This window comes from Arthrobacter sp. ISL-95, assembly GCF_018613695.1.
In the GTDB taxonomy this organism is placed as follows: Bacteria; Actinomycetota; Actinomycetes; order Actinomycetales; family Micrococcaceae; genus Arthrobacter.
On record NZ_JAGGPR010000003.1, the window covers coordinates 340,532 to 365,312 of the forward strand.

General features: G+C 62.0%; 21 protein-coding genes. 10 read left to right on the top strand and 11 right to left on the bottom strand.

Features of this window, described 5'->3' with window-relative positions; all coding sequences use genetic code 11:
• Window position 1: 1 nt before the first annotated feature.
• The 9 genes from J7I86_RS03860 to J7I86_RS03900 all read right to left on the bottom strand — a co-directional run bounded on the left by J7I86_RS03860 (window position 2) and on the right by J7I86_RS03900 (window position 10,596).
• Window positions 2–1,048, bottom strand: a complete 1,047-nt coding sequence (locus tag J7I86_RS03860; protein ID WP_309476659.1) for a LacI family DNA-binding transcriptional regulator — start codon at window positions 1,046–1,048, stop codon at window positions 2–4.
• Between the two features lie 75 nt (window positions 1,049–1,123).
• Window positions 1,124–2,290, bottom strand: a complete 1,167-nt coding sequence (locus J7I86_RS03865) for a Gfo/Idh/MocA family protein (RefSeq protein ID WP_214815739.1) — start codon at window positions 2,288–2,290, stop codon at window positions 1,124–1,126.
• A 42-nt stretch (window positions 2,291–2,332) separates the two neighbouring features.
• On the bottom strand, window positions 2,333–3,193 hold the full coding sequence (locus tag J7I86_RS03870; RefSeq protein WP_309476660.1) for a sugar phosphate isomerase/epimerase: 861 nt from the start codon (window positions 3,191–3,193) through the stop codon (window positions 2,333–2,335).
• A gap of 62 nt (window positions 3,194–3,255) precedes the next feature.
• Window positions 3,256–4,143, bottom strand: coding sequence for an ATP-binding cassette domain-containing protein (locus tag J7I86_RS03875; protein WP_214815742.1), 888 nt, complete (start codon window positions 4,141–4,143; stop codon window positions 3,256–3,258).
• Window positions 4,140–6,044, bottom strand: a complete 1,905-nt coding sequence (locus tag J7I86_RS03880) for a dipeptide/oligopeptide/nickel ABC transporter permease/ATP-binding protein (RefSeq protein ID WP_214815744.1) — start codon at window positions 6,042–6,044, stop codon at window positions 4,140–4,142. The genes J7I86_RS03875 and J7I86_RS03880 overlap by 4 nt, the downstream gene beginning before the upstream one ends.
• On the bottom strand, window positions 6,041–6,982 hold the full coding sequence (locus J7I86_RS03885; RefSeq protein WP_214815747.1) for an ABC transporter permease: 942 nt from the start codon (window positions 6,980–6,982) through the stop codon (window positions 6,041–6,043). The genes J7I86_RS03880 and J7I86_RS03885 overlap by 4 nt, the downstream gene beginning before the upstream one ends.
• Before the next feature lie 5 nt (window positions 6,983–6,987).
• Window positions 6,988–8,526: an ABC transporter substrate-binding protein gene (locus J7I86_RS03890; protein ID WP_214815750.1), complete on the bottom strand. Its 1,539-nt coding sequence runs from the start codon at window positions 8,524–8,526 to the stop codon at window positions 6,988–6,990.
• A gap of 169 nt (window positions 8,527–8,695) precedes the next feature.
• Window positions 8,696–9,703, bottom strand: coding sequence for a Gfo/Idh/MocA family protein (locus tag J7I86_RS03895; protein ID WP_214815753.1), 1,008 nt, complete (start codon window positions 9,701–9,703; stop codon window positions 8,696–8,698).
• Between the two features lie 47 nt (window positions 9,704–9,750).
• The gene (locus tag J7I86_RS03900) at window positions 9,751–10,596 is read right to left on the bottom strand and encodes a sugar phosphate isomerase/epimerase (protein WP_214815756.1); all 846 of its coding nucleotides are present in this window, start codon (window positions 10,594–10,596) and stop codon (window positions 9,751–9,753) included.
• A gap of 226 nt (window positions 10,597–10,822) precedes the next feature.
• Here J7I86_RS03900 and J7I86_RS03905 point away from each other — a divergent pair, with 226 nt between their 5' ends.
• The 7 genes from J7I86_RS03905 to J7I86_RS03935 all read left to right on the top strand — a co-directional run bounded on the left by J7I86_RS03905 (window position 10,823) and on the right by J7I86_RS03935 (window position 16,825).
• Window positions 10,823–11,842 (top strand): LacI family DNA-binding transcriptional regulator, encoded by a 1,020-nt coding sequence (locus J7I86_RS03905; protein WP_214815760.1) that lies wholly within the window; start codon window positions 10,823–10,825, stop codon window positions 11,840–11,842.
• Window positions 11,843–11,909: 67 nt separating this feature from the next.
• The gene (gene nadE / locus J7I86_RS03910) at window positions 11,910–12,731 is read left to right on the top strand and encodes an ammonia-dependent NAD(+) synthetase (RefSeq protein WP_214815762.1); all 822 of its coding nucleotides are present in this window, start codon (window positions 11,910–11,912) and stop codon (window positions 12,729–12,731) included.
• 304 nt (window positions 12,732–13,035) lie between these two features.
• A complete protein-coding gene (locus J7I86_RS03915; protein ID WP_214815765.1) occupies window positions 13,036–13,674 on the top strand; it encodes a PadR family transcriptional regulator in 639 nt (212 codons plus the stop codon).
• A gap of 77 nt (window positions 13,675–13,751) precedes the next feature.
• Window positions 13,752–14,510 carry a MerR family transcriptional regulator gene (locus J7I86_RS03920; protein WP_214815768.1) on the top strand — a complete coding sequence of 253 codons (759 nt, stop codon included), beginning with the start codon at window positions 13,752–13,754 and terminating at the stop codon, window positions 14,508–14,510.
• A 44-nt stretch (window positions 14,511–14,554) separates the two neighbouring features.
• The gene (locus J7I86_RS03925) at window positions 14,555–15,160 is read left to right on the top strand and encodes a TetR/AcrR family transcriptional regulator (RefSeq protein ID WP_214815771.1); all 606 of its coding nucleotides are present in this window, start codon (window positions 14,555–14,557) and stop codon (window positions 15,158–15,160) included.
• A gap of 89 nt (window positions 15,161–15,249) precedes the next feature.
• The gene (locus J7I86_RS03930) at window positions 15,250–16,170 is read left to right on the top strand and encodes a hypothetical protein (protein WP_214815774.1); all 921 of its coding nucleotides are present in this window, start codon (window positions 15,250–15,252) and stop codon (window positions 16,168–16,170) included.
• Between the two features lie 91 nt (window positions 16,171–16,261).
• On the top strand, window positions 16,262–16,825 hold the full coding sequence (locus J7I86_RS03935; protein ID WP_214815777.1) for a hypothetical protein: 564 nt from the start codon (window positions 16,262–16,264) through the stop codon (window positions 16,823–16,825).
• Between the two features lie 52 nt (window positions 16,826–16,877).
• Here the strand turns inward: J7I86_RS03935 and J7I86_RS03940 are convergent, their stop codons facing one another.
• Window positions 16,878–18,464 carry a molybdopterin-dependent oxidoreductase gene (locus J7I86_RS03940; protein ID WP_286179273.1) on the bottom strand — a complete coding sequence of 529 codons (1,587 nt, stop codon included), beginning with the start codon at window positions 18,462–18,464 and terminating at the stop codon, window positions 16,878–16,880.
• A 125-nt stretch (window positions 18,465–18,589) separates the two neighbouring features.
• Here J7I86_RS03940 and J7I86_RS03945 point away from each other — a divergent pair, with 125 nt between their 5' ends.
• From J7I86_RS03945 to J7I86_RS03955, 3 genes are all read left to right on the top strand, one after another.
• Window positions 18,590–20,101, top strand: a complete 1,512-nt coding sequence (locus J7I86_RS03945; protein WP_214815780.1) for an aldehyde dehydrogenase family protein — start codon at window positions 18,590–18,592, stop codon at window positions 20,099–20,101.
• Window positions 20,102–21,754, top strand: a complete 1,653-nt coding sequence (locus tag J7I86_RS03950) for a GMC family oxidoreductase (RefSeq protein ID WP_214815783.1) — start codon at window positions 20,102–20,104, stop codon at window positions 21,752–21,754. It abuts the gene before it with no gap.
• A gap of 145 nt (window positions 21,755–21,899) precedes the next feature.
• Window positions 21,900–23,477: an APC family permease gene (locus J7I86_RS03955; protein WP_214815786.1), complete on the top strand. Its 1,578-nt coding sequence runs from the start codon at window positions 21,900–21,902 to the stop codon at window positions 23,475–23,477.
• 25 nt (window positions 23,478–23,502) lie between these two features.
• Here J7I86_RS03955 and J7I86_RS03960 read toward each other — a convergent pair whose 3' ends face one another.
• A complete protein-coding gene (locus J7I86_RS03960; RefSeq protein ID WP_214815789.1) occupies window positions 23,503–24,720 on the bottom strand; it encodes an acyl-CoA dehydrogenase family protein in 1,218 nt (405 codons plus the stop codon).
• Window positions 24,721–24,781: the final 61 nt, after the last annotated feature.

Below are 24,781 nucleotides of genomic sequence, written 5' to 3' on the forward strand. Positions count from 1 at the left end.
GTTAGGCGAGGAGCCGTCCGCTGGACCCTCGCACTACGAGTTCCGTTTCCACCCGGACAGCCTCGCCCGGGGCCTCATGGCCCTGCAGCATATCCAAGAGGATGGTCACGGCGCGGGTGCCGCACTCCCCCAAAGGAGAGCGCACTGTGGTCAACGCGGGCGTAGTGAAATCGGCCCCAAAAATGTCGTCGAAGCCAACAATGCTGATCTGGTCCGGGACGCTCATTCCGCCGGCCTGAAGTTCCTGCATCAAACCGATGGCCAGGAGGTCGTTGTAGGTGATCACCGCCGTCGCCCCGCTCTCCAGCACGTCGCGCGCAACTTGCCTGCCGCCGTCCACCGTTGGTTTGGACGACTCAAGGCGCACCGCGCTGAGCTTGGACCACTCAGCAGCGGCTTTGACGCCGTCCCATCGGCGGGCAGTCATCCAGGACTGCTTGGGACCGGCAACGTAGGCGAGCTTTTCGTGGCCGTTGGCGGCCAGGCTGCGTACGGCTTCGCTGATGCCCTTGTTGACATCCGGAACCACACACGGGACACCGGTGATCTCACGGTTGATGACGGCTACGGGCTTGTCAGCAGCCAAGGCCCGGATCTGGTCATCGTCCATGCGGGGACTCGCCAGGATGAGTCCGTCCACGGTGCTCAGCAGGCGCCGGGCGGCGGTTACTTCGGTTTCCGGTGACTCCGCGGACTCAGCCAGAACCAGCGTGTAATCACGGGCGGATCCGGTGGTTTCCGCGCCGCGAATGATGTCAAAGAACGTGGGGTTGGTGATGTCTGCCACGATCAACCCGATGGTCTGGGTACGGCCGGTGGGGAGGGCACGGGCAAACGGATTGACCTGATAGTTCAGCTCAGCCGCGGCGTCCTCAATGATCTTCTGCGTCTTGGCGCTAACGCGGCCCGGCTTACTTAGGGCCCGGGACACGGTAGAGGGATTCACGCCCGCCAACTTGGCGATGTCGTAAATCGTGGCAGAGGACTTCTCCCCCCGGCCTCGTCTGGTGGGGGTGGTCGCTGCTCCAGCGCTCGTCAGGTCAGTCACCGCTCCATCGTAGACCGCTTGGCAACAAAAAAAGCCGGTTGCCATGCATTGATCACGGCAACCGGCCCGCTCTGGCTATGAACGCTCGGGGAACTTGCCCTCTTCAGCGATGCGCTTGTTGAGCTCCTGCAGGAATACATCCTCGTCAAAGTCCAAGGACACTTCCTTTCCCGTCCAGCTGGAAAGGTGGATGGCGTTGGCCAGGCGAACGCCGTTGATGCCGTCTGAGCCTGGAGCCAGCAGCGGAGTTCCGTCCAGGATGTTGGCCGCAAAGTTCTCCAGGACGCCGGCGTGCTGGCCGCCCCACGCAGACTCGAACTCGATCACCTCGCTGTTGTACAACTCCTCGCGGTTCAGCTGGCCCATGAAGAGCTTGCGGACGCCGTCCATATCCATTGAGTCGCTGATTTCCCGCTCGGGTTTGACCAAGCGGGTGACGGTGGCAACCTTGCTGTCCTCCACCACGATCTTGCCTTGGTCGCCCAGGATTTCGAACCTGTCGGTTCCCACGATGTCGTGGGTGGCTGTCACGAAAACGCCCGTGGCGCCGTCGCCGTAGTCCACAACTGCCGTGACTTCATCTTCGACGGCGATGTCACGGCGGAAACCGTACGCCACCTTGGAGTACACGGACTGGGGGACGCCACAGATCCACTGCCAAAGGTCCAGCTGGTGCGGGGCCTGGTTGACCAGGACGCCACCGCCCTCACCGCCCCACGTAGCGCGCCACTCGCTGGAGTTGTAGTAACCCTGCGGGCGCCACCAGTTGGTGATGATCCAGTTGGAGCGGCGGATCTTGCCGATCTCGCCGTTATCGACGATTTCCTTGAGCTTCTTGTACAGGGGGTTGTTGCGCTGATTGAACATGATGCCGAAGGAAAGTTCCGGCTTGGAGGCGGCGAACTCGTTCAGTTCCTTGACCTGCTTGGTGTAGACACCGGCGGGCTTCTCCACGAGCGCGTGGATGTTGCGCTTAAGGGTTTCGATGCCCATCTCCGGGTGAAGGAAGTGCGGCACGCAGGTGACGATCGCGTCCACGGAACCGCTTTCGAGCAGGGCGATGTAGTCGTCAAAGAACGGGACATCCGGGTACAGCGAGGCGGCGAGTTCCTTCTTGGCGGGATCAATATCGCAGATGGCGCCGATTTCCATGTTGGGCACCAGGCCGTCCGTGATGAACTTGGCGTAGGCGCCGCCTTGCTGGCCCAGGCCGATGATGCCGAGGCGTACTTTCTTGCTCATGAATGCAATCTCCTGTGCTGAAAACTTCGAAGGTATTGAAATCTAGAAAAGGTCGGCGTGGCCCATGGCCACCAGGTTGTCGTACGAGGTCTGGAGTGCATCCCAGACGGTCCGGCCATACAGTTCGTCCTGCTCCACCAGGAGATACCGGGCACCTGCAGCTATGGCGGCAGGAATGATGGAGGGGAAGTCCAGGTTGCCCTCGCCCACTTCGGCGAACTGCACCACATTGCGGAACTCGGCCATGAACCCGGGGAAGTCGCCCTTCTCCAGGAGCCCGAATGACGATTCCGGCATCTGACCGATCCTGTAGTCCTTGAGGTGCACCATGGCAGTATTGCCGGCGTACTTTTCGAGGGTCCGCACGGGGTCCAGGCCACCGCGCTGCACCCAGTGGACGTCAATCTCCATGCCCATGGCCGGGGAGTTTTCGGCGATGATGTCCAGCATGTATTTGCCATCGAACTTTGCGAACTCGATGTGGTGGTTGTGGTAGTACAAGCTGATGCCGTGTTCCTGCAGCCGCTCGGCATAACCGTTGGCTTGCTTGGCAAATTCAACCACCGAGTCCAGTGATTTCATGGCCCCGAACGGAAGCATCCCGATGCGCAGCAGCGAGCTGTCCAGCCGCTTGGCGTCGTCCACGATCTTGTCGAAGTTGTCCGCCAGTGATTCCACAGGCATGCCTTTGCGGCCTTCAATGTTGACCGAAAGCGCGGCGATGTCCATGCCCAGCTCCGTGCGGGAGCGCTCCAGTTCGCCCACGTTCTCCGGGGTCATGGGGATCTGGGAAATCTCGACGGCGTTATAGCCGATCGCGCTGACCTTGCGGAGCGTTTCGAATGCTCCAACGTCAGCAAAACTGTTCTTCAGCATCATGGCTTGGACGCCTATAGTGGCCACTTTTTCCTCCGGGGTTTCCGGGCCCTTCCAGGCCCTGGATGTGTGTTGGGATGCGGGGCTGTTCAGGCCACGGCACCTTGCTGTTCGGTTTGGCTGTGTTGGTTGGCAAGCAAGCGGTGGCGGTCTGCCCGGCGTTGTTCCTGCCGGTCCGGATCGGGCACGGGCGAGGCCAGCAGCAGCCGTTGGGTGTAAGGGTGCTCGGGATCGCGGGTGACTACCTCGGCGGGGCCTTGTTCCACGATCTCGCCGTGGTACATGACGGCCACCCGGTGGCTGATGTGCCTCACGACGTCGAGGTCGTGCGAGACAAACAAATACGAAACGCCAGTGTCCTTCTGGATCTGCAGGAAGAGGTCCAGCACGCGGGCCTGGGTGGAGAGGTCCAGTGCGCTGACAGGTTCGTCGCAGACAATGAGCTTCGGGGACAGGGCGAGAGCCCGTGCAATCGCAACGCGCTGGCGCTGGCCGCCGCTGAACTCACGTGGCAGCCGGTGGATCGCGTCCGTCGGCAGGCCCACCTGGTCCAACAGTTCCTTGACACGTTTCTTGGCCGCCGCAGGCGCCATGCCTTGCACGCCTAGCGGCTCAGCGAGGATGTCGCCGATTTCCAGCGCCGGGTTCAGCGAGGTGTACGGGTCCTGGAAAACCACTTGCAGGTCACGGCTGAGCGTCCGGCGTTCCTTGCGGGACGCGTTGCTGATGTCGTTGCCCTCGAAGATCACCTTTCCGGCGGTGACCGGTGCCAAGCCCAGGACGGCGCGGCCCAGTGTGGTCTTGCCCGAACCTGACTCCCCCACCAAACCCAGGGTTTCGCCCTGGCCGATGGTGATGTTGATATCCGTCAGCGCCCGGAAAGGTTTGGCCCGGAACCGCTTGCTGGGGTATTCCACCACCAGGTTCTCCACGGACAGGAGCGGGGACTTCTGCGATGAGTCAAGAGAGGCGCTCATGCCACCGGCTCCTTCTGTGCTGCTGATCCGGACTGTGCTGCCGATCCAGCCTTCGATACAAGCATGGTCATGGGGGTCTTGCCTTCGAGCATGGACCTCAGCAGGGTCTGCGTGTATGGCTCCTTCGGGTTCCGGAGGATCTCGCGGACGGTTCCTTCTTCCACGAGCCGGCCATTCTGCATCACGGCCACGCGATCACAGAGATCGGCGACTACGCCGAAGTTGTGGGTCACCAGGATCACGCCGATGTTCAGGCGTTGCTGCAGCTCGCGCAGCAGGTCCAGCACATCGGCCTGCACGGTGACGTCCAAGGCGGTGGTGGGTTCGTCAGCAATCACCAGGTCCGGTTCGCAGCTGATGGCACCGGCGATCAGTACACGCTGGGCCATGCCGCCGGAGACCTCGTGCGGGTAAGCGTTGAAAGTGCGTTCCGGGTTGGCAATGCCGACGTCGGTGAGCAGCTTTAGCGCGCGCTGGCGGGCTTCTGCCTTGGAGACTCCCAGGACACGGACCATGGGGGTGACCAACTGGTAGCCGATGGTGAAGGCAGGGTCCAGGTTGCTCATGGGTTCCTGCGGAATGTAGGAGATCCGCTTGCCGCGCAGCTTGGACAGCCTTTCCTGGCTGACGCGGTCATCGCCGGGAGCCACCGTGTAGTTGCCATCGAACTGGATGGAACCGCCCACAATCCGTGCGTTGTCCGGCAGCAGGCCCAGAATGGAGAACGCGGTCTGGGACTTGCCCGAACCCGATTCGCCCACGATCCCCAGGATTTCGCCGCGGTCCACGTGGAACGAGACGTCGTCCACTACCTTCTTGATGGAGCCGTCAGCCTGCGGATAGCCGACGCCGAGATTGGTCACCTTCACCAAGTGGTGCTCGGTTCCGGCGTCGACGGCGGCCACGGACTTCCGTGACTGGCGCGCCTTGGCGGGGGCCGGCGTCGTGCTTTCTGCTGTTGCAAGGGCCCGCTTTTTGCGGTGCTTGATCTTTTCGCCGTCCTCCAGGGCGTCGCGGATGGCGTTGCCGAGGAGGACCAGACCGCCGATGGTGAGCGCCATGGCCAGTGCGGGCCAGAGCAGCAAGGTAGGCGTGAGATAGACGTTCTTGAAGCCTTCGGAGAGCATGACGCCCCAGGTGGCTTTGGTGGGATCACCCAAGCCCAGGAATTCGAGGCCGGACTGGATGGCGATGGCAACCCCGGCGATTGCGGCGGTTTGGATGATGATGGGTGCGCGTACCACGGAGAAGATGTGGCGGGCGATGATGCTCAGATCGGACAGGCCGGAGACCCGGGCGGCGTCCACGTAAAGCTCGTTCCGGACCGACTGCACTGCGGTGCGGGTGAGCCGGAAGTAGGAAGGACTGATCAGCACTCCGAAAGCGATCATGGAGATCCATACTGAAGGCCCGAAGGCTGCACGGATGGTGAGCAGAACGATCAGGCCGGGCAGGCTCATGAGGATGCTGACTACCCAGTTGGAGACAGCTTCGAACTTACCCGCGTAGTAGCCCGCAATCAGCCCTGCCGGGAGTCCGATTGCAATTGCAACACCGGCGCAAAGCAGCGCTGACAACAACGTCAGCTGAGCGCCGAAGAGCAAGCGGCTCCAAGTATCCCGCCCCGCGCTGTCCGTCCCCATGATGTTGACAGAATCAGGAGCGGCCAGGGTCTTGGAAATATTGGCGAAGTTCTCTTCGAACGGCGCGATTAACGGCGCCAGGATGGCCAGCGCAGCGATTGTCACCAGGATCACCAGCGAGGCGATGCCCATGGGGTTCTTCAGGAGGCGGCGCATCACGGTGGAACGGACCACCGTGCCGCTCTGGCCTGATTCGGGCTTCGCTGCCAGGCCCATGGAGTCTGCGGATACTGCTGCTGAATCTACGGAGTCGCTCATGAGACACGTACTTTCGGGTTGAGCCAACCATTGAGGATGTCCACCAGGAGGTTCACGACGATGACCACCACCACGGTGTACATCACCACTCCCATGACCACGGGAAGATCAGTTTGGGTGGTAGCGGCAACGGCCAGCGGACCCATTCCCGGGAGGGCGAAGATCTGCTCGATGATCACCACACCACCCAGCATGCCGATCAGCTGCAGGCTCAAGACCGTAAGACCCGCGGGTGCAGCGCTGCGGAGCACGTGCTTGAAGAGGATTTCGCGCTCGCCGATGCCGCGGCTGCGCAGCGTCCGGACGTAGTCACGCTCAAGCTGCTTGATCACGGCGGAGCGGATCTGTTGGGCGCCGCCTGTCACACCGTTGATCAGCAACGCGATCACGGGAAGGGTCATGGAATAGACCCAGGCCTCCGGACCCGCCTCCGGGGAGATGGTGCTGGTGGCGGGGAAGAAACCCAGCTGGATGGCCAGGATGGTTACCAGGAACACGCCGATTACATACCCGGGGATGGAGTCCCCAACGATCGCGCCAATCTGGACTACCCTGTCCACCCAGCCGCGCTTCACGGCTGCGGCAACACCGATCAGTGCTGCGCAGATGGCGATCAGGATCATTGCGGTGAAAACCATGGTCATGGTCACCGGGATGCGGGTGGCCAGGGAGTTTGCCACCGGCTCCGAGGTGAACCAGGAGGCTCCAAGGTTGCCGGTGAGGGCATCGCCCAACCAGGCGAAGTAGCGGACAAAGAGTGGCTGGTCGAGGCCCAGTTCCTGTTCCTTCAAGACAACCTGTTCAGGTGTTGCCTGATCCCCCAGGATGTTCTGGGCAATACTTCCGCTGGAGGTGTACAGCAGGGTGAAGGTGAGGACCGAGACTACGAACAACACCACCAGACCACTGCCCAGTCTTTTCGCAATGAACTTGATCATGGTTCCTACTTGGCGGGCGAGTAGTTGTAGATGGACGGAACGGCCTGCTGGACCTGCGGGACCACGTTCACTTTGTCGTTGTGGTAATACATCTGGTTTACGCGGAACAGCGGGGCGAACCAGGCTTGTTCCACCACGTATTTATTGACTTCCTGGGCCAGCTTGCCGGCCTCAGCACCACCGGTGCGCACGGCCGCGATCTTGGCCTCAAGCTCAGGGGTGGTGGTCTTGAACGGGTTGTAGAGGGCCTTGGTGGAGACGATCTGGTCGATCGCCACAGTGGGCTCACCCTGGAAGAGGTTGAAGAAGAGCGCGGGGTACTTCTGGGCGGCAACGTCAGAAGTGAAGGTGTTGGTGATGGCTGCACCCGGGTTCAGCGTAATTCCCACGTCTGCAAGCTGCTGCTTCATGACGGAGATCAGGGTTTCCGCGCCGGGAAGGGTGGGAACTTCGAAGCTGACCTTGCCCTCGAATCCGGATTCCTTCAGGAGCTGCTTGGCTTTCTCGGGATCATAGCTGTAGTAGTTCTCCAGCTCCTCGGTCCAGGCACCGCTGTCCTTGCCAAATGGCTGCGTGGTGGCAGTGCCCTGGCCCAGCATGACCTGATCCAGGATGGTCTTCCGGTCAAAGGCGTGGTTGATGGCCTGGCGGACCTTAAGATTGGCCAGGGCCGGGTTCTTAGTGCCGTCACGGTCCAGAAGAAGCAGGCCGGACCAGTCAACCTGGTTGGTTTCGAGCTTCATCTTGGCGCCCTCGGCCTGCTTGCCGTTCTTGGGGTCCAGCAGCGTGGCGTCGATCTGGCCGGACACCAGCGCATTGGTGCGGGCCGTGGGGTCAAGGAGGACCTTGAGGGTTAGCTTCTTGTACTTCTGGAGGTCCTTGTTCCAGTAACCCTCGCGTGCGGTAAAGACTGTCTGGGAATCCTTGACGGAGGCTGCCTTATCCATCACGTACGGGCCGGAGCCTACCGGGACGGTCTTGATGGCATCGGTGCCCAGTGCTGCGGGGCTTCCCATCAGGCCCGCGGCCTGGCTCAGGAAGTATTCAAGGGCCGGCTCCGGTGCGCTGAGGTTGATGTCGATGGTGTCGGCGTCCACCACTGCGACGTCGGAAACTGAACCCAGTTGGGCCATCTGCGGGCCGTTGGCCTTCTTGAAGTGGTCCATGTTGGCTTTGGCGGCAGCAGCGTCGAACTTGGCTCCGTCGCTGAACGTGACGTCCGTGCGGAGGTCAACAGTGAGCTTGGTGTTGGTGTCGTTGTACTTCCAGGCGGTTGCCAGCATGGGGCTGAGCTTGCCGTCCGGTTCGCGGAGGATCAGGGAGTCGTAGGCTGCCTGATACGGCTGGAGGGCGTGGCCTACGTGAGCCTGCGCCGGGTCCCAGGAGGTAAGGTCCCGCAGGGTGCCCAGCGTCAGGGCGGTGACGGTCTTGGTGCCGCTGGTGGAACCAGTTCCGGCGCCGGCATTCCCGCCGCCACAGGCGGTGAGCGCCAGGGAGGCGCTAAGTACGATGGCGGCTGCTGCCGCCTTGGGACCTAACTTCATTGTTGGCTCCTACTGAGTCTTTGCCTGATGCGAGTCAGAGCTTGGGGCGTGTGGCCTGCACCACACTTTTCTGAGGTGTGAGTTTTACAGTACGGACTTTGCGCGATCTTGGCAACCGATTGTCAAAAGTTTCTTAGATTGTTGCCAAGATGGCACCCGAGGGTGGTTCTCAACCCACCCGGTCGGCCATCTCCGGGTAGCTTTGGGCATAGATCTCCTTGATGATCCTCAAGGATTTTCCGGCTTCTGCGGGGTTGATCCAGAACGGCCCGGCCTCGTGGAGCTTGTTGTAGAAATCCGCGATCAGGAGCTCATGGGACACACCCCAGTAGGACCTGCCACCGCTTTCAGCCACCCTCTCCGGGATGACATCAACCCTGCCGTCGGAGTAGCTCACCGTGAGGTCACCACGCAGGCTGAGCGTCGCCTTCTCTGTAACGATGTCCAAGGTAACCGGCGCATTCACCGCATTGGCCAGCGTTGCGTAGAAGACGCTTCGTGCACCGTTCACATGCTCGGCAACGAACTCCGCGGTGTCCTCCACCTCGATCACGCCGCCCAAGGAACGGGTGGACGCATGGCCTTCCACCTTGGCAACATCACCCACCAGCCACTGCAGAAGGTCCACGGTGTGTATGGCCTGGTTCATCAGCAGACCGCCGCCGCCCTCCGCCCAGGTGCCGCGCCACGGGCGGCTGCGGTAGTAACTGCCGTCCCGGTGCCACATGACGGTTGCCGAGGCGCCGATCACCTGACCCAGCGTGCCGCCGTCGAGCAGTTCATGCATTGCTTGCGACGTCGCGTTGTAGCGGTTCTGGAAACAGACGGCGATCTTCGCATCGCTTCGCTCCGCAACGTCAATCAGCCGACGCCCCTCTGCCGAGGTGTGAGCCAGCGGCTTCTCAACAATGACGTTGACGCCGCGCTCCAAACAGTCGGCGGCCACCGAGGCGTGAAGGTGGTGCGGCGTACAAACATGCACGACGTCGGGACGCACCTTTTGGAGCATGTCCAGGTAGTCCGCGTAGCCGGTGACGCCGTGGGCGGCTGCCGCCGCTTCCAACCTCTCCGGATCGGTGTCGCAGACCGCCACTAAGTCGGCAGTTTCCATGGTGGCCAGTGCTGCGAAGTGGATGGTGGAGATATCACCGCAACCAATGACTGCTGCTGTAGGCATACCTGCTCCTTTGAAGGTTGATGCTGGGTAAGTTGGATGCCGGGCCGTTAGGCCAGGGTTACGCCGTTCTTGACTGCGAGGCCCGCAAAGGCACGGGCTGCGATTCCGAAAGCAACCGGACCGGAGTATCCGCCGAGCTCGTGGGCGCTGGCCAGGTGGGGCTCAAGTGAAGCGAAGCCGGTGTAGCCGTCGGCGGCAAGGGCGCTGATGGTCGCGTCCAGCTCGCCGTCACCTTCGCCGGAAGGAACCACTTCGCCGGTGGCGGCGATTGCATCCTTAACCTGCAGGTACTCAAGGTATGGACGCAGGATGGCATAACCCTCGGTATAAGGCTTGACGCCCACTTGGACGAAGTTGGCGTTGTCCCACGCCACCCGGAGCGCCGGCGAGTTGACCGTTTCCATGATGTCCAGGACGCGATCAGGGGTATCGCCGTAGATGCCCTTCTCGTTTTCGTGCAGCAGGACAATGCCGTGGGCTGCGGCTTCTGCAGACAGTGCGGACATGCGCTCCATGACGGCCTCACGGATGTCTTCCTGGCTCTGCTCCTCGCCGCGGTAGAAGGAGAAGATGCGGACGTACTTGGTGTCCAAGGCTTTGGCAACGGAGATGATCTGGCGAAGCCGGGTCACCTCATGGTCCACGGGAAGGCTGACGTCCACCTTGCCAATGGGGCTGGCAACAGCTGAAACCTTGAGGCCACTCTCGTCCAGGATGTCCTTAAGCCGAAGCACAGCGTCATGCTCGAGTTCCGAAACATTGGTCCCCCACGCGCTGCGGACTTCGATGTGGCTCGCACCCAGAGCCAACAGCACTGCGGCCTGGATGGCGGGATCGGGGTCTACTTCGTCGCCGAAACCGGACAGGCTCCACACGGCGCTGGGTTGAGTCACGAAATCTCCTTGGTCGTCCTGTTGCGGCACACGAGGGGCGTGGTGACGCAGTTCACAGGCAGGTCTTGTCCCTCGAGTTTAGCCATCTTGGCACGGACTTGACAACCGATTGCCATTATCTGCCGTCCTATGGCATCCTTGTTCAACGGTGTGGCAGTAGTCACAGCCGGACGAATTGGTCGTTCTGAAAGGAACGCCTATGTCTGCCGTTCAGAGAGGAACGCCCATGGCGACGCAACCCATGGCAACAGGCCGGCCCGCCACCATCCACGACATCGCTGCGCTCTGTGGCGTCGCAGCGTCCACTGTTTCCAGGGCTCTTGCCAATCCGGAGCGCGTCAATATCCGCACCCGCGAGCGGATCCAAGCCGCCGCCGTCGAGCTTAATTACACGCCCAACTCCCAGGCGAAAGCGCTCAGCTCCGGCAAGACAGGTGCCGTGGGCGTCCTGGTTCCGGATATCACCAACCCGTTCTACTTCGACCTCATCAGGGGAACGCAGCTTCAGTTGAAGGCAGCCGGTTACACGCAGTTGCTGGTTGATACGGAGGAATCAGACGAGGTGGAGGCCAGCACGCTGGAGCAGCTACGCAAAAGTGCCGACGGCGTCGTTGTGGCGGCGTCCCGCCTCAACGACGAAGCACTTGCTGCTGCGGCGGCCCGCATGCCCATGGTCACCGTGAACCGCGACGTCGACGGCGTCCCGGCAGTCCTCATCGACACCCCCTCAGCCATGCCTCAGGCATTGGACCACCTGATTTCCCTGGGCCACACTTCAGTTGCCTACGTCTCCGGGCCCGCCGTTTCGCAATCCAGTGCCCGGCGCTGGATTGCCTTGTCAGAAGCCGCCGAGGAACGCGGGGTTGATGTCCGCAGAATCGGACCCTTCGCACCAAAGACCCAATCCGGCGCAGCTGCGGCAGATGCCGCCGTGCACAGCGGGGTAACTGCGTGCATCGTCTTCAATGACCTCATTGCCATCGGCATGCTGCAACGGCTCCGCGAACGTGGACTTCGAGTACCGGAGGACATGAGCATCGTGGGCTGTGATGACATCTTTGGGGCAGACTTCTGCAATCCGCCACTGACCACCATGAGCTCGCCCATTGAGCAGGCAGGACGTGTGGCGGTGTCCATGTTGCTGGCCCAGCTGAATCCGTTGGCCGGCGGCGGGAACCGCAGCCGCTCCGTCATGCCCACCCACCTCACCGTCCGCGGTTCCACAGGTTCGGCCCCTTCCAACTAGCTGACATGTGGGCTGTAAGTGAGCAATATGGTTGAGCGTCCGCAACCATGCTGACTAGTGTTGGAGCATGCGCGAACTCCAGGCAAAGATCATTGAAGAAATGGGCGTCCAGCCCCGGATCGATCCTGCGGAGGAGATCCGCAAACGGGTCGCCTTCCTCAAGGACTACGTGAAAGCGACGGGCACCATGGGCTTCGTCCTGGGGATCTCCGGCGGGCTGGATTCCACCCTTGCCGGCAGGCTTGCCCAGCTGGCCGTGGAAGAGCTGGCCGCCGATGGCGTGGACGCGAACTTCGTAGCCGTGCGACTCCCCTACGGGATCCAGCACGACGAAGACGACGCGCAGGCAGCCTTGGACTTCATCAAGGCCAAGACCGAGTGGACCTTCAACATTTCCCGGGCCGTTGACGGTTTCGAGGAAGAGTTCGAGAAAACCACCGGCGCCGAAATTTCCGATTTCCACAAGGGCAACACCAAGGCCCGCGCCCGCATGATCGCCCAATACGCCTTGGCCGGCGAGCACAACTACCTGGTGATCGGCACAGACCATGGCGCCGAGTCCGTGACCGGCTTCTTCACCAAATTCGGCGACGGCGGCGCTGACATCCTCCCGCAGTTCGGCCTGAACAAGCGCCAGAACCGCGCAATCCTGGCCGAGCTGGGCGCTCCCGCCCGCCTTTGGCAGAAGGTGCCCACGGCCGACCTCCTGGACGACAAGCCCGGCCGCACTGACGAGGACGAGCTCGGCATCACGTACGACCAGATCGACGATTACCTTGAGGGCCGCGACGTCGCCGACGGCGTTGCCGAGATTCTCGAGCAAAAGTACCTCCGCACGCGCCACAAGCGCACCGTTCCGGTCACCATCTTCGACACGTGGTGGAAATAGCCACTAGTCTTTACAACCACTAGTCTTTACAACCACTAACGACGGCGGGTGCCGGCTTCCCCACGGAAGCTGCCACCCGCCGTCGTGCTTTAACCGTCCCTCTCTCACATCCCTCAAGCTTCCCGCCGTCCCTCTCTCACATCCCTCGGGCTTCCCGCCGTCCCTCTCTCACATCCCTCGGGCTTCCCGCCGTCCCTCTCTCACATCGCGCTTCCAGGGTCTTGACGTTGCGATAGTTACCGATATATCGTTAACTATCGCCGATACTTCTTCGGCGACATTCAACCGAAAGGACGATGCTGCTATGAAAGGCATCAACGAACACAACAATTCATTCCCCGAGCACGACCATGGACATCCCGAACACGGACATGGCCGGGGTCGCTTCAACCGAGGCAAGGGCCGGCGCGGACCGGGCGGACACGGCGGAGGCGGATTCGGACCCGGCTTCGGCCCCGGCGGTTTCGGACCCGGCTTTGGACCAAGGAGCTTCGGTCCAGGCGGTTCACGACGCGCCAACCGCGGCGACGTCCGCGCAGCGATTCTCTCGCTCCTGGCTGAAGCCCCGTCCAACGGCTACGGCCTGATCAAGACCATCGCCGAGAAGACGTCCGGCGCCTGGCGTCCCAGCCCCGGCTCGGTCTACCCCACCCTGCAGCAACTGGTGGACGAAGAACTGATCGTCGCCGTCGGCGAGGGTCGCCGTACCGAGTTCACCCTCACGGACGACGGCAAGGCCTATGTAGCCGAGCATGAGGAAGAACTCGCCAACGCCTGGAATACCGAGGCTGATGGAACCGGTGCAGCTTTCCACCAAAGCGTCGGAAAGCTCATGGGAGTCATCCACCAGTTCCGCGGAGCCGCTACCGACGAACAGCGTCAAGCGGCCATCGAGAAACTGGACGAAACCCGCCGGGCGCTCTACCTGATTCTGGCTGACTAAATGCTGGTCACCATCCCCTTGACCTTGACGTAACGTCAACCTCTACTGTCGAAGAATAAGCACACGACGGAGGACGTATGGACTGGTCAATTCAGGAGATCGCCAAGATTGCAGGGACCACCAGCCGCACGCTGCGTCACTACGACGACATCGGGCTGCTGAAACCAAGCCGGACCGGCCATAACGGCTACCGCTACTATGACGGTCCGGCACTGGTTCAGCTCCAGCGCATCCTCCTGCTCCGGGAACTAGGGCTCGGCTTGCCGGCCATTACCGAAGTTCTTGACCGCGAGACGGACACCGTCAAAGCGCTGAGTAGTCATCTGGAATGGCTTGCGCAGGAGCAGGACAGGCTGACCCGGCAGATCGCCTCTGTTCGGCAGACCATCGACACTATGAAAGGGGATGGAAAGTACATGGCACACAACATGTTTGACGGCTTCGACCACACTCAGTACAAGGACGAGGTGGAGGAGCGTTGGGGCAAGGATGCCTACGCCGCCAGTGATTCATGGTGGCGCGGAATGCACGCCGAAGAAAAGCAGCAGTGGAAGGACCGGGTCCAGAAGCTGGGCGCGGACTGGATCTCAGCCGCAGACTCAGGAGTTTCGCCGGACAGCGCCGAAGCGCAAGACCTGGCGCGGCGCCACGTCGAGTGGCTTAGCGGAATTCCAGGAACCCCGACGGCGGCACCTGGCGGAGACGTCAAGGGTTACGTCACAGGACTCGGCGAGATGTACGTTGCCGATCCGCGGTTCGCCGCCAACTATGGTGGCGAATCAGGGGCGACCTTCGTCAGGGATGCCCTGCGGGTTTACGCGGAAAAGAACCTGTAGAGGGTCAGGATGCGCTGATCTGGGTTAGGCAATAGTCTGGCCGAATGGGTACAAGCACCGTAAAGTCCGGCGAACAGGTTGACAGGCAGAAACGCATTCTCGACGCGGCCCTGGAACTGCTGTCCCGCCACGGCATTTCGGGCATCAATATGCGTGCCGTGGCGCGTGAAGCCGGCGTCGCTCTTGGGCTTGTGAACTACTACTACGAAGACAAGTCGAGTCTGATCCGCGCGGTGCTCCACCAGATTGAAGAGCACGACCTCCTGCTGGTGGAGCCGCAGGCTACGTCAACACCGGACGAGCATCTCCGGGAGTCCCTGCGGCGCGTGGCGGATCCGGGGCTCCTGACCACACCGTACCTATCGCTCCGCCTCCATTTGTGGGCCCTCGCCCAAGCAGATGAGGACTTTGCCCGAATCAATGCCGCGGCCTTTGAAAGATACCTCCAAGGGCTCGCGGCTTTGATCGGCAATGCAATTCCGGGGCTTTCCCCCGAGGAATGCCGGGAGCGGGCGGCGGACGTCGTTGTAGTGCAGAATGGCATGTGGCTTACCACGCTGTTGGGCATAGACAAGGCAGCAATTGAGCGCGGGATTGCCCGGACGGAAGAGATCGCTTTCGCCCCTACGCGGCAAAACGGGCGGCGGTGACGGACCAGGTGGGCAGTTCGCCCCATAGCGTGAGGGGCCGGCTGTGCCCGAGTATCGAGTGACTACCAATCGGACTTTGGGGGATGTCCATGAAACTCACCACGAAACTGTTCGGGGGCCTCGCCGCGTGCGCACTGGCACTCTCCGGCGCCGCGCCTGCGAGCGCCGCCACTGCTTACCCCACTCCCACCCCGACGCCCACCGACTGCTACGGCGGCCTGCTGAGCATGGAACCGAACGGGAATCTCGGTGCCGTCTTCCTCAGCGGCGGTGAGGTCCGCTGGGAGAACAACAGTTGGTCCTCGCCCGTTCCGTTCGATGCGACGTACCTGACGCAGACCGGCGGGTTAGGGGACGAGACCTTCGGCAAGTTCTCCTACTTCGGCACCTCTTCGGACGGCAAAGCGAAGTTCTACAACCAGCGGCAGGACCTCCAGGCGGACGGCACATGGAAGCACTCCATCGACGGACCGGTGACGACCATCGGTAACGGCTGGTTCCAGAAGTCCATCACCACCACATACAGTGGCACAGCCGACGTCCAGGGCCAGCAGTTCATCTTCCGGCTCACCAGCGGCGGCGAACTCTACCGTTACACCCTGGACACAAACGCCCGGACCATCACCGGCACGGTCAAGGTATTCGGTGGAGGCGCTTCCATCACATCCATCGGCTCGGCGCCTTCAGTCGCCGTCAACGGCAGGCCTGTGGCCGTGTTGATGGCCACCCTCTCAACCGGCGAGCTGCGCCAGTACATCATCCCGGATGCAACACCCACCCAGTGGAGCTCCAAGACCATCCGCCCGGCTGCGGGGAACGGCTGGCAGAACTTCACGGCCATCACCGCCAGGAACTGCGATTCAAAGGGCCAGATAGTCCTTGGCTACATCAAGCAGCGCTTGGTTGCCGCCTACTACGATCCCACCGGCCTGACTGCCAATGACAAGGACCTCGGCGGCGGAGCCTCCTCCATGCCGGCGCTACCTGAAGGTACCCGGGTGTTCGGATAGCCACTACCTGCGGACTGTAGTAGGAAGCCAACGACGACGGGCACAGTTAGACTCTCAACCCATGGGGACCGGGGGGAGAGTGAAGAGTTCGATGAACATTCCGGTGCTGCAACGCCTGGAGGCAGTGTGCCTGGCAATTGCGTCGGTGGCGGCCATGGCGCAACTTGGCTCGCTGCTCTGGGTTGTGGGCGAGACAGTACTAACCTTCTGGGCTCTCAGTGGCATTCTGCTGGCCACCTCCGTAACGCTTCGTCTGGTCTCCAGCCGGGCAGCTCGCGGCGCTGGCGTGCCACCGTTTCCATTGCATGTCCGGCTGATGCGCAGCACCGTGGCCGCTGTGGTGTGCGTCCTCTTCCTAGTCGGTGCCTTCAGCGACATGGGCGCCAGCTACCGGGTCTTGGACCCTCCTGCGGCCAACGGTTGCCGTGCCGTTGTGCGCGAGGTTTCTTTCCTTTTCGCTGGTAGGGGTGACGTATACGCGATGAGGTTCGGCGGGATCGGACTGCACAAAAGTTCGTGGACCACGGACGACGGGTATGAACCGGTTGCCCACGGCTCATACACCCTGGACTGGGATGGGAACGAAGGCGTCCTGGATCTCATCGGAGGCATTGACCCGGTCTGGCCCACCGTCCATGCGATCTCCTGTAGCTGATATCGGTTTCAAAGGCCGCCGGACCTGGTCCGGGTGGAACAGGACCGAGCAATTACTCCACCGTCACCATCACCGACGGCCAGCCCGAGGCTCCGTCGGGAACCGGATCGGCGCGCTTTTCCGTCTGGGTTTCGCCGGTGGCGTCGGTGGCGCGGGCTTTCACGTAGTGGATGCCGGGTGTGGCGTCCCATTCGTAGGACCATTGGCGCCAGGTAACGGTGGATGCTTCTGTGGAAAGGGTTGCTTCCACCCAGTCGCCGTCGTCGATCTGTACTTCCACCTTGGTGATTCCGCGGGTCTGCGCCCATGCGGTGCCGCCCACGGCCACCTTCCCTGCCTTCAACTTCGCGAAGGACCCGGGCACGTCCACACGTGCCATGGTCTTGATGGGGCCGCGTTCTGACCAGCCGCGATCGGTCCAGTAAGCCTTGCTGTCTGCGAAGCGGGTGACTTCCAGGTCCATTACCCATTTGGTGGCGGAGACGAATCCGTAGAGTCCCGGAACCACCATCCGCACGGGGTATCCGTGCTCTATGGGAAGGGGCTCACCGTTCATGCCGATGGCCAGCATGGCATCGCGGTCATCCTGTAGGACCTCCAGCGGGGTGGAGGCACTGAAACCGTCAATGGATGTTGAGAGCACCATGTCCGCGCCATCTTTCGGTTTGGCCATGGCCAGGACTTGGCGGATGGGCATGCCCAGCCATTTGGCATTTCCGGCGAGCTTTCCGCCCACCGGGTTGGAGACGCAGGTGAGGGTGACGTGCGATTCGATGAGATCGGCGTCGAGCAGGTCCTGGAAGGTGAGGGTTACTTCCTTCTCAACCATTCCGTGCACCCGCAGTACCCAGTCTTCGACGTTGATTTCCGGGACACTCAGGGCGGTATCAATGCGGTAGAACTCGTTGTTCGGTGTCAGCCAAGAGGAGACTCCTGCCACCGGGGACTGGACGCCGGCTGGAACAGGGGGCGCAGCCTTCAAAGGCGACGGCAGACGGAGTGCATCCCGAGCCTGCGCAACATTGTTTCGGGCGGCACCCAGCAGCCGCCCACCGGTCGCCGCGATTCCGGCAGCTACCGCGGTGATCCCGGCAGCAGCGAAGAAACGACGGCGGCTGGTACCGGCGCCCCCAACCTGGGCATCGGCGTCGGCCGCCATATCGGCGGGGGCTTCAGGCCACGCTTTCATCCTCCACAACGGCAGCATGAGACGGCGCAGGACGATGAGGCCTGCAATGGTTCCCAGCACGGAGGGGATGGCGTCGGCAGGCCCCACACCGGCACGGGTCAGAACGGCGGCCACAATCACCGCACCCATGAAGAGGACGCCCAGGACGCCAAGTGCCCACTTCCGGTAGGCCACAACGCCCAGAACGCAGGCCAGGACGGCGATGGTGAGGCCCATGCCTACGAACAGCGCGGCTTTGTCGTTGGTGCCGAACGTTGCAATCGCAAAATCCTTCATCCACGGCGGCGTGAAGTCGATGAAGGTTGATCCCAGCGCAAACACCGGGGTTGCCCTGGCGGTAAAGAATGCGCCGATCAGCTCGGCAACGGCGAGTACGACGCCGGCCGACACCACGCCTGCCAGCGCTGCCATGGTTTCGGGGCCTTTGGTCCGGAGTCCGAGCTTTTTCATGTCAGTGGTTCGTAGCGGCAGGGAGCAGGGATGGGTGGGAGAGTCCCCCGACACACAACAGCACTTTGAACATTTGTTCATAATTTTTCTTGAACGGACGTTCAAAGTGCACTAGCCTGCTTCGTATGACCCAAGCCACATTTTCCGATTCCGCCTCCACTCTTTTCATCAACGGCGCATGGGAACCGGCCGCTTCCGGTGCGGTGCGCGAAATCCACAACCCGGCCGACGGCGAACTCGTCGCCACGGTCTCAGAAGCCGGCCGCGAAGATGCCGAGCGCGCCATTTCCGCCGCCCGCGCAGCCTTCGACTCCGGCGTCTGGGCTTCAGTCCCGGCGCCCGAGCGAGGCGCTTTCCTGCTCAAGGTCGCCGCGGAACTTCGGGAACGGCGAGAAAAGTTCGCCCGCGCCGAATCCTTGGACACCGGCAAGCGAATCATCGAGAGCCGCATCGACATTGACGACATCGCCGCCTGCTTCGAATACTTCGGTCGCCTCGCCGGGCAGTCAGCCGGCCGGGTGGTGGATGCCGGAGACCCCGCCGTCGTGAGCAAAATCGTCTATGAGCCCGTGGGCGTCTGCGGCCTGATCACGCCGTGGAACTACCCGCTGCTGCAGGCGGCGTGGAAGATTGCGCCGGCGCTGGCGGCCGGTTGCACCTTCGTCCTGAAGCCCGCCGAGCTGACCCCGTCCACCGCCATCCTTGCCATGCAGTTGCTTAAGGATCTTGGACTGCCGGACGGCGTCGCAAACCTGCTGACGGGCCCCGGCGCAAAAGCGGGCGCACCGCTGTCGGAGCACCCAGACATTGACCTGGTTTCCTTCACCGGTGGGCTGGAAACCGGCAAGCGCATTGCCGCAGCCGCGGCCGGCACCGTAAAAAAGGTGGCACTGGAGCTCGGCGGCAAGAACCCCAACGTCGTGTTCGCTGACGCTGACTTCGACGCCGCCGTCGACAATGCGCTGAACGGCGCCTTTGTGCATTCAGGGCAGGTTTGCTCGGCCGGGGCGCGGCTGGTGGTGGAGGAATCCATCGCCGAACGCTTCGTCGATGAACTGGTCCGCAAGGCCAAGAACATCCGCCTTGGCGGTCCGTTCGACGAGTCCGCCGAAACCGGACCACTGATTTCCGCAGCCCACCGCGAGAAGGTGGACGCCTACGTCCAACGTGGTGTGGCCGAAGGCGCGCGGCTGCGGTGTGGCGGTGCGGCGCCTGTTGGCGAAAAGTTCGACGCCGGTTTCTACTACCAGCCCACCATCCTGGACCGCGTGACCAGGGGAATGTCGGTAGTCATCGACGAAGCTTTTGGCCCGGTAGTAACAGTGGAGACCTTCCGCACGGAAGACGAAGCCGTAGCCACTGCCAACGACACCATCTACGGACTGGCGGGCGCGGTCTGGACCCAGGATGCCGGCAAGGCGCAGCGGGTTGCGGGCCGTTTGCGGCACGGCACGGTGTGGATCAATGACTACCACCCCTATCTTCCTCAAGCCGAGTGGGGCGGCTTCGGCCAGTCCGGCGTTGGCCGTGAACTCGGTCCCACTGGACTGGGTGAATACCAGGAAGCCAAGCACATCTACCAGAACACCAGCCCGCAGGTAACCGGCTGGTTCGCAGACCACGGCAAGGAGAAATAGATGCACGTTGACAACATTGAGAACCTCAGCGAGCGCGGGTTCGATTACGTCGTCATTGGTGGAGGATCTGCAGGAGCTGCCGTCGCCGCCCGGCTGAGTGAGGACCCGGCCGTCACGGTAGCTTTGGTGGAAGCCGGCCCGGACGACCGGAACTTGCCTGAAATTTTGCAGCTGGACCGCTGGATGGAACTGCTGGAATCGGGTTACGACTGGGACTACCCGGTGGAACCGCAGGAAAACGGCAACTCTTTCATGCGCCATGCCCGCGCCAAGGTGATGGGTGGCTGCTCCAGCCACAACTCCTGCATTGCTTTCTGGGCTCCCCGCGAGGACCTTGATGAGTGGGAGTCGAAGTACGGTGCCACCGGCTGGAATGCTGCTGCCGCCTGGCCTTTGTACCAGCGTCTGGAAACCAACCAGGACGCGGGTCCGGAAGCTCCCCACCACGGCCACGATGGCCCGGTGCATTTGATGAACGTTCCCCCGAACGATCCCGCCGGCGTCGCACTCCTTGATGCTTGTGAGCAGACCGGGATCCCCCGGGCGAAGTTCAATGACGGCACCACGGTGACTAACGGCGCCAACTTCTTCCAGATCAACCGCCGCTCGGACGGCACACGTTCTTCCAGTTCCGTCTCCTACATCCACCCCATCGTGGATCGCGAAAACTTCACGCTGCTGACAGGCCTGCGGGCCCGCCAGCTGGTGTTCGACGCAGACAAGCGCTGCACCGGCGTCGACGTTGTGGACTCGGCTTTCGGCCGGACGCACAGGCTCTCAGCACACCGAGAGGTCATTCTGTCCACCGGAGCAATCGATTCCCCCAAGCTGCTCATGCTTTCCGGCATCGGCCCGGCCGCTCACTTGGCTCAGCATGGCATTGAGGTCCTGGTGGATTCCCCCGGCGTCGGCGAGCACCTGCAGGACCATCCGGAAGGCGTGGTGCAGTTCGAGGCCAAGCAGCCGATGGTTCAGAAGTCAACCCAATGGTGGGAGATCGGCATATTTACTCCCACCGAAGAGGGCTTGGATCGCCCGGACCTGATGATGCACTACGGCTCTGTCCCCTTCGACATGAACACCCTGCGCTACGGCTACCCCACCACTGAAAACGGCTTCAGCCTGACTCCGAACGTTACGCACGCCCGTTCCCGTGGAACGGTCAGGCTGCGTAGCCGGGATTTCCGCGACAAGCCCATGGTGGACCCCCGCTACTTCACCGATCCGGAGGGCCACGACATGCGCGTCATGGTGGCCGGCATCCGCAAGGCCAGGGAAATTGCGGCGCAGCCGGCCATGGCTGAGTGGACCGGACGGGAGCTCTCCCCCGGCATCGAGGCACAGACCGACGAGGAACTGCGGGACTACATCCGCAAAACGCACAACACCGTCTACCACCCCGTGGGCACAGTCCGCATGGGACCTGTGAGCGACGATATGTCACCCCTGGATCCCGAACTACGGGTCAAGGGCGTTACCGGATTGCGCGTGGCAGACGCCTCCGTCATGCCGGAACACGTCACCGTGAACCCCAACATCACCGTGATGATGATCGGAGAACGCTGTGCCGACCTCATCAAGGCCCACCTCAGTGCCAGCCGGGTGGAGGAAACCACGACGACGGAGGCGGACTTCAGCTTGTCCCTCGCCTGAACAGGCACCCTGCTTTTAGACCCACGCAACAAACAATGGGGGAAACAGCCGTAGGCACACCGTGGTGCCCGGCTTTTGATATCGACTGCGTCCTATGGCGGCCGCGGGCTATCACCATTCATGCATGTCTGAACTAGGAGTTCGAATGTTAGAACCCAGCAAAACAGGACCCTGCAAGAGCGATGCAAGCGGTATGGACGAGTTTGGCTATGCCCAAACCCTTGACCGCAGCATCGGTAAGTTTGCCAGCTTCGCCGCCGGCGTCAGCTATATCTCTATCCTCACCGGCGTTTTTCAACTGTTTTACTTCGGATTTTCGACGGCGGGACCCGCCTATGCGTGGTCGTGGCCCATAGTTTTCGTCGGCCAGCTCATGGTGGCCCTGTGCTTTGCAGAACTGGCCGGCCGCTACCCGGTGGCCGGATCGGTGTACAACTGGGCCAAGAGGCTCTCCACCGGAACGTGGGCCTGGTTGGCTGGCTGGTTGCTGTTGCTCTCCTCCATCATGGCCTTGGGGTCCGTTGCCTTGGCCCTTCAAATCACCTTGCCGCAGATCTGGAGCGGTTTCCAGCTGGTGGGCGACGGAACGGGTCCTTACGACTTCGCCGTCAACGGGGTCATCTTGGCCAGCATCATGATCGGCATTTCCACACTCATCAACGCGTTCGGCGTGAAACTCATGACCATGATCAACAGCGTGGGCGTGTTCGTGGAACTGGTTGCTGCCGTCCTGCTTATTGCGGCGCTCATCTGGCACTCCGTGCGCGGACCCGAAGTCCTCCTGGATACCGCTGGATTCGGCGAAGAGCATCCGCTGGGATTCTTTGGAGTGTTCCTCATTGCCGCCATGGCTTCCGGCTACGTCATGTACGGATTCGACACCGCGAGCTCCTTGGGTGAAGAAACCAAGGACCCCAAGAAGACGGCTCCCCGGGCGATCCTGCGCGCCGTCACGGCCTCCTTCCTCTTGGGAGGTCTGCTCCTGCTGGGCGGAATCCTGGCCGCACCGGATCTTTCCGATCCCAAGCTCGGAGCGGCCGATGGCGGACTGCAGTACATCGTGCTGTCGGTGCTGGGCGGCCCCTTCGGCAAAGCCTTCCTGGCGTGCATCGTGGTAGCCGTTGTGGTTTGCACGCTGGCCGTCCACGCAGCAGCCATCCGGATGATGTTTGCCATGGCCAGGGACAACAACCTTCCCTTCAGCCGTCAGCTCAGCAAAGTACACCCCACCCGGAAAACCCCCACGGTGGCTGCGATCGTGATTGGCGTGGTGGCCGTCATTCCGCTGATCGTCAACATCTCCCAGCCGGCCATCTTCACCATTCTGTCCAGCATCAGCATCGTTCTGATCTACCTGTCTTACCTGCTGGTGACCGTGCCCATGCTGCGGCGCCGGTTCTTGAAGAAGTGGCCCCTCAAGGACGACGCCACAGAACCCGGATTCAGCCTCGGCAAATGGGGATTGCCCGTGAATATTCTCGCCGTGCTGTGGGGCGGCGCAATGACGCTGAACCTTGTGTGGCCGCGGTCGGAGATCTACAACTCGGTACCGCCTTTCGAGTGGTACCTGCAGTGGGGCGGCGTCATCTTTGTCGGCACGGTCATCATTGGCGGAACGCTGCTCTACCGCCTTCGCATCCGGCACCACACCGGAGTCTTGGCCGAGCACGCCGCCCTGGCCACGCCCCAGGAGTCTCCCCAAGTGGTAACCCAAAGCTCCTAGCTCCCACTTCAAACCAGCGCAGGACTTAGACGAACGCCGACTTCCCCGTCACCGCGCGGGCAACAATCATCGAGTTGATCTCGTAGCTGCCCTCGTAGGTGTAGAGGATTTCGGCATCGCCAAAGAGCTTGGCCATCTCGTAGTCCGTGGTGATCCCGTTCCCGCCCAAGAGGGAACGGCCCATCGCCACGGACGCGCGGGCCAGCCGTGTGGTGGTGGCTTTGCACATGGCCGCCTGAACCATTTCGAGCTTCCCGGCCTGCTGGATTCGGGCCAATTCCACCATCATGGACAGTGAGGCGTTGGCGTTGCCCAGAATGTCGGCGAGCTGCTGCTGCACTAACTGAAACCGTGCCAGTTCCTTGCCGAATTGCTTGCGCTCCAACGCATAAGAACGGGCGATATCAAAGGCTGCCAACTGAATTCCGGCGGCCTGCCATCCCACCCAGGCCCGGGAATCGCGCAAAAGATCGTTGGCGCGGGAAAACTCTGTAGCACCCGGAAGGAGGTTCTCCGCCGGAATGCGGACCTCGTCCAAGACGATGTCCGCATTCTGCATGATACGCAGGCCGATCTTGTGGGAGATCTTGGTGGCCGAGTAGCCGGGGCGGTCCGTTTCCACAATGAAGCCTTTGATGTGGCCGTCGGATTCGTCCCGGGCCCAAACCAATGCGAAGTCGGCAATCGTCCCGGCCCCAATCCAGCGCTTGGCACCGTTGATGACCCATTCGCCGCCGTCGCGTCGCGCCGTCGTCGAGAGTCCTCCGGCGATGTCCGAGCCGTGGTCCGGTTCGGTGAGGGCGAAGGCGCCCAGCTGGGTAAACGCCTCCAGCCCGGGCAACCATTTGCGCTTCTGATCAGGAGAACCAAGCTCGTCGATCATGCCGACGATGAGCTCGTTGTGGATCCCTACCAGCGCCGAAAGAGACACATCCGCGCGGGCCACCTCCGTGTACATGAGGCCCTTGAACAGCTTTGAGGAGCCGTCCGTTTGCAGCCCGCCCAGCCCGTATTTGGCCATGTCGGCCAACAGCCCGAAGGGAAATTCCTCCCGGTTCCAATAGTCGATGCTCGCAGCCCGGATCCTTGTTTGAAGGAACTCCCTGATCTCGAGGTACCGAGCACGCTCCTCCGGAGGGAGCAGGTCAATGACGTGCATCAAGTCCGCCTCCGGATAAGGAGGCAGGACGCGTTCTGATGCCGCACCGTTGGTAACGGTACCGGCAGCTTTTTCGTCGAGCATTGGACCCCTTCGTCATGTCCCGCTTAGGCTCTTCCAAACCCTTGGATGTCCTAGTATATTG

Excerpts from the sequence above, each read along its gene's own strand:
- J7I86_RS03865 (WP_214815739.1), bottom strand. The coding sequence starts at position 2,290 with ATGAGCAAGAAAGTACGCCTCGGCATCATCGGCCTGGGCCAGCAAGGC.
- J7I86_RS03875 (WP_214815742.1), bottom strand. The coding sequence starts at position 4,143 with ATGAGCGCCTCTCTTGACTCATCGCAGAAGTCCCCGCTCCTGTCCGTG.
- J7I86_RS03880 (WP_214815744.1), bottom strand. The coding sequence starts at position 6,044 with ATGAGCGACTCCGTAGATTCAGCAGCAGTATCCGCAGACTCCATGGGC.
- J7I86_RS03885 (WP_214815747.1), bottom strand. The coding sequence starts at position 6,982 with ATGATCAAGTTCATTGCGAAAAGACTGGGCAGTGGTCTGGTGGTGTTG.
- J7I86_RS03890 (WP_214815750.1), bottom strand. The coding sequence starts at position 8,526 with ATGAAGTTAGGTCCCAAGGCGGCAGCAGCCGCCATCGTACTTAGCGCC.
- J7I86_RS03895 (WP_214815753.1), bottom strand. The coding sequence starts at position 9,703 with ATGCCTACAGCAGCAGTCATTGGTTGCGGTGATATCTCCACCATCCAC.
- J7I86_RS03905 (WP_214815760.1), top strand. The coding sequence starts at position 10,823 with ATGGCGACGCAACCCATGGCAACAGGCCGGCCCGCCACCATCCACGAC.
- nadE (WP_214815762.1), top strand. The coding sequence starts at position 11,910 with ATGCGCGAACTCCAGGCAAAGATCATTGAAGAAATGGGCGTCCAGCCC.
- J7I86_RS03915 (WP_214815765.1), top strand. The coding sequence starts at position 13,036 with ATGAAAGGCATCAACGAACACAACAATTCATTCCCCGAGCACGACCAT.
- J7I86_RS03920 (WP_214815768.1), top strand. The coding sequence starts at position 13,752 with ATGGACTGGTCAATTCAGGAGATCGCCAAGATTGCAGGGACCACCAGC.
- J7I86_RS03925 (WP_214815771.1), top strand. The coding sequence starts at position 14,555 with ATGGGTACAAGCACCGTAAAGTCCGGCGAACAGGTTGACAGGCAGAAA.
- J7I86_RS03930 (WP_214815774.1), top strand. The coding sequence starts at position 15,250 with ATGAAACTCACCACGAAACTGTTCGGGGGCCTCGCCGCGTGCGCACTG.
- J7I86_RS03935 (WP_214815777.1), top strand. The coding sequence starts at position 16,262 with ATGAACATTCCGGTGCTGCAACGCCTGGAGGCAGTGTGCCTGGCAATT.
- J7I86_RS03940 (WP_286179273.1), bottom strand. The coding sequence starts at position 18,464 with ATGAAAAAGCTCGGACTCCGGACCAAAGGCCCCGAAACCATGGCAGCG.
- J7I86_RS03945 (WP_214815780.1), top strand. The coding sequence starts at position 18,590 with ATGACCCAAGCCACATTTTCCGATTCCGCCTCCACTCTTTTCATCAAC.
- J7I86_RS03950 (WP_214815783.1), top strand. The coding sequence starts at position 20,102 with ATGCACGTTGACAACATTGAGAACCTCAGCGAGCGCGGGTTCGATTAC.
- J7I86_RS03955 (WP_214815786.1), top strand. The coding sequence starts at position 21,900 with ATGTTAGAACCCAGCAAAACAGGACCCTGCAAGAGCGATGCAAGCGGT.
- J7I86_RS03960 (WP_214815789.1), bottom strand. The coding sequence starts at position 24,720 with ATGCTCGACGAAAAAGCTGCCGGTACCGTTACCAACGGTGCGGCATCA.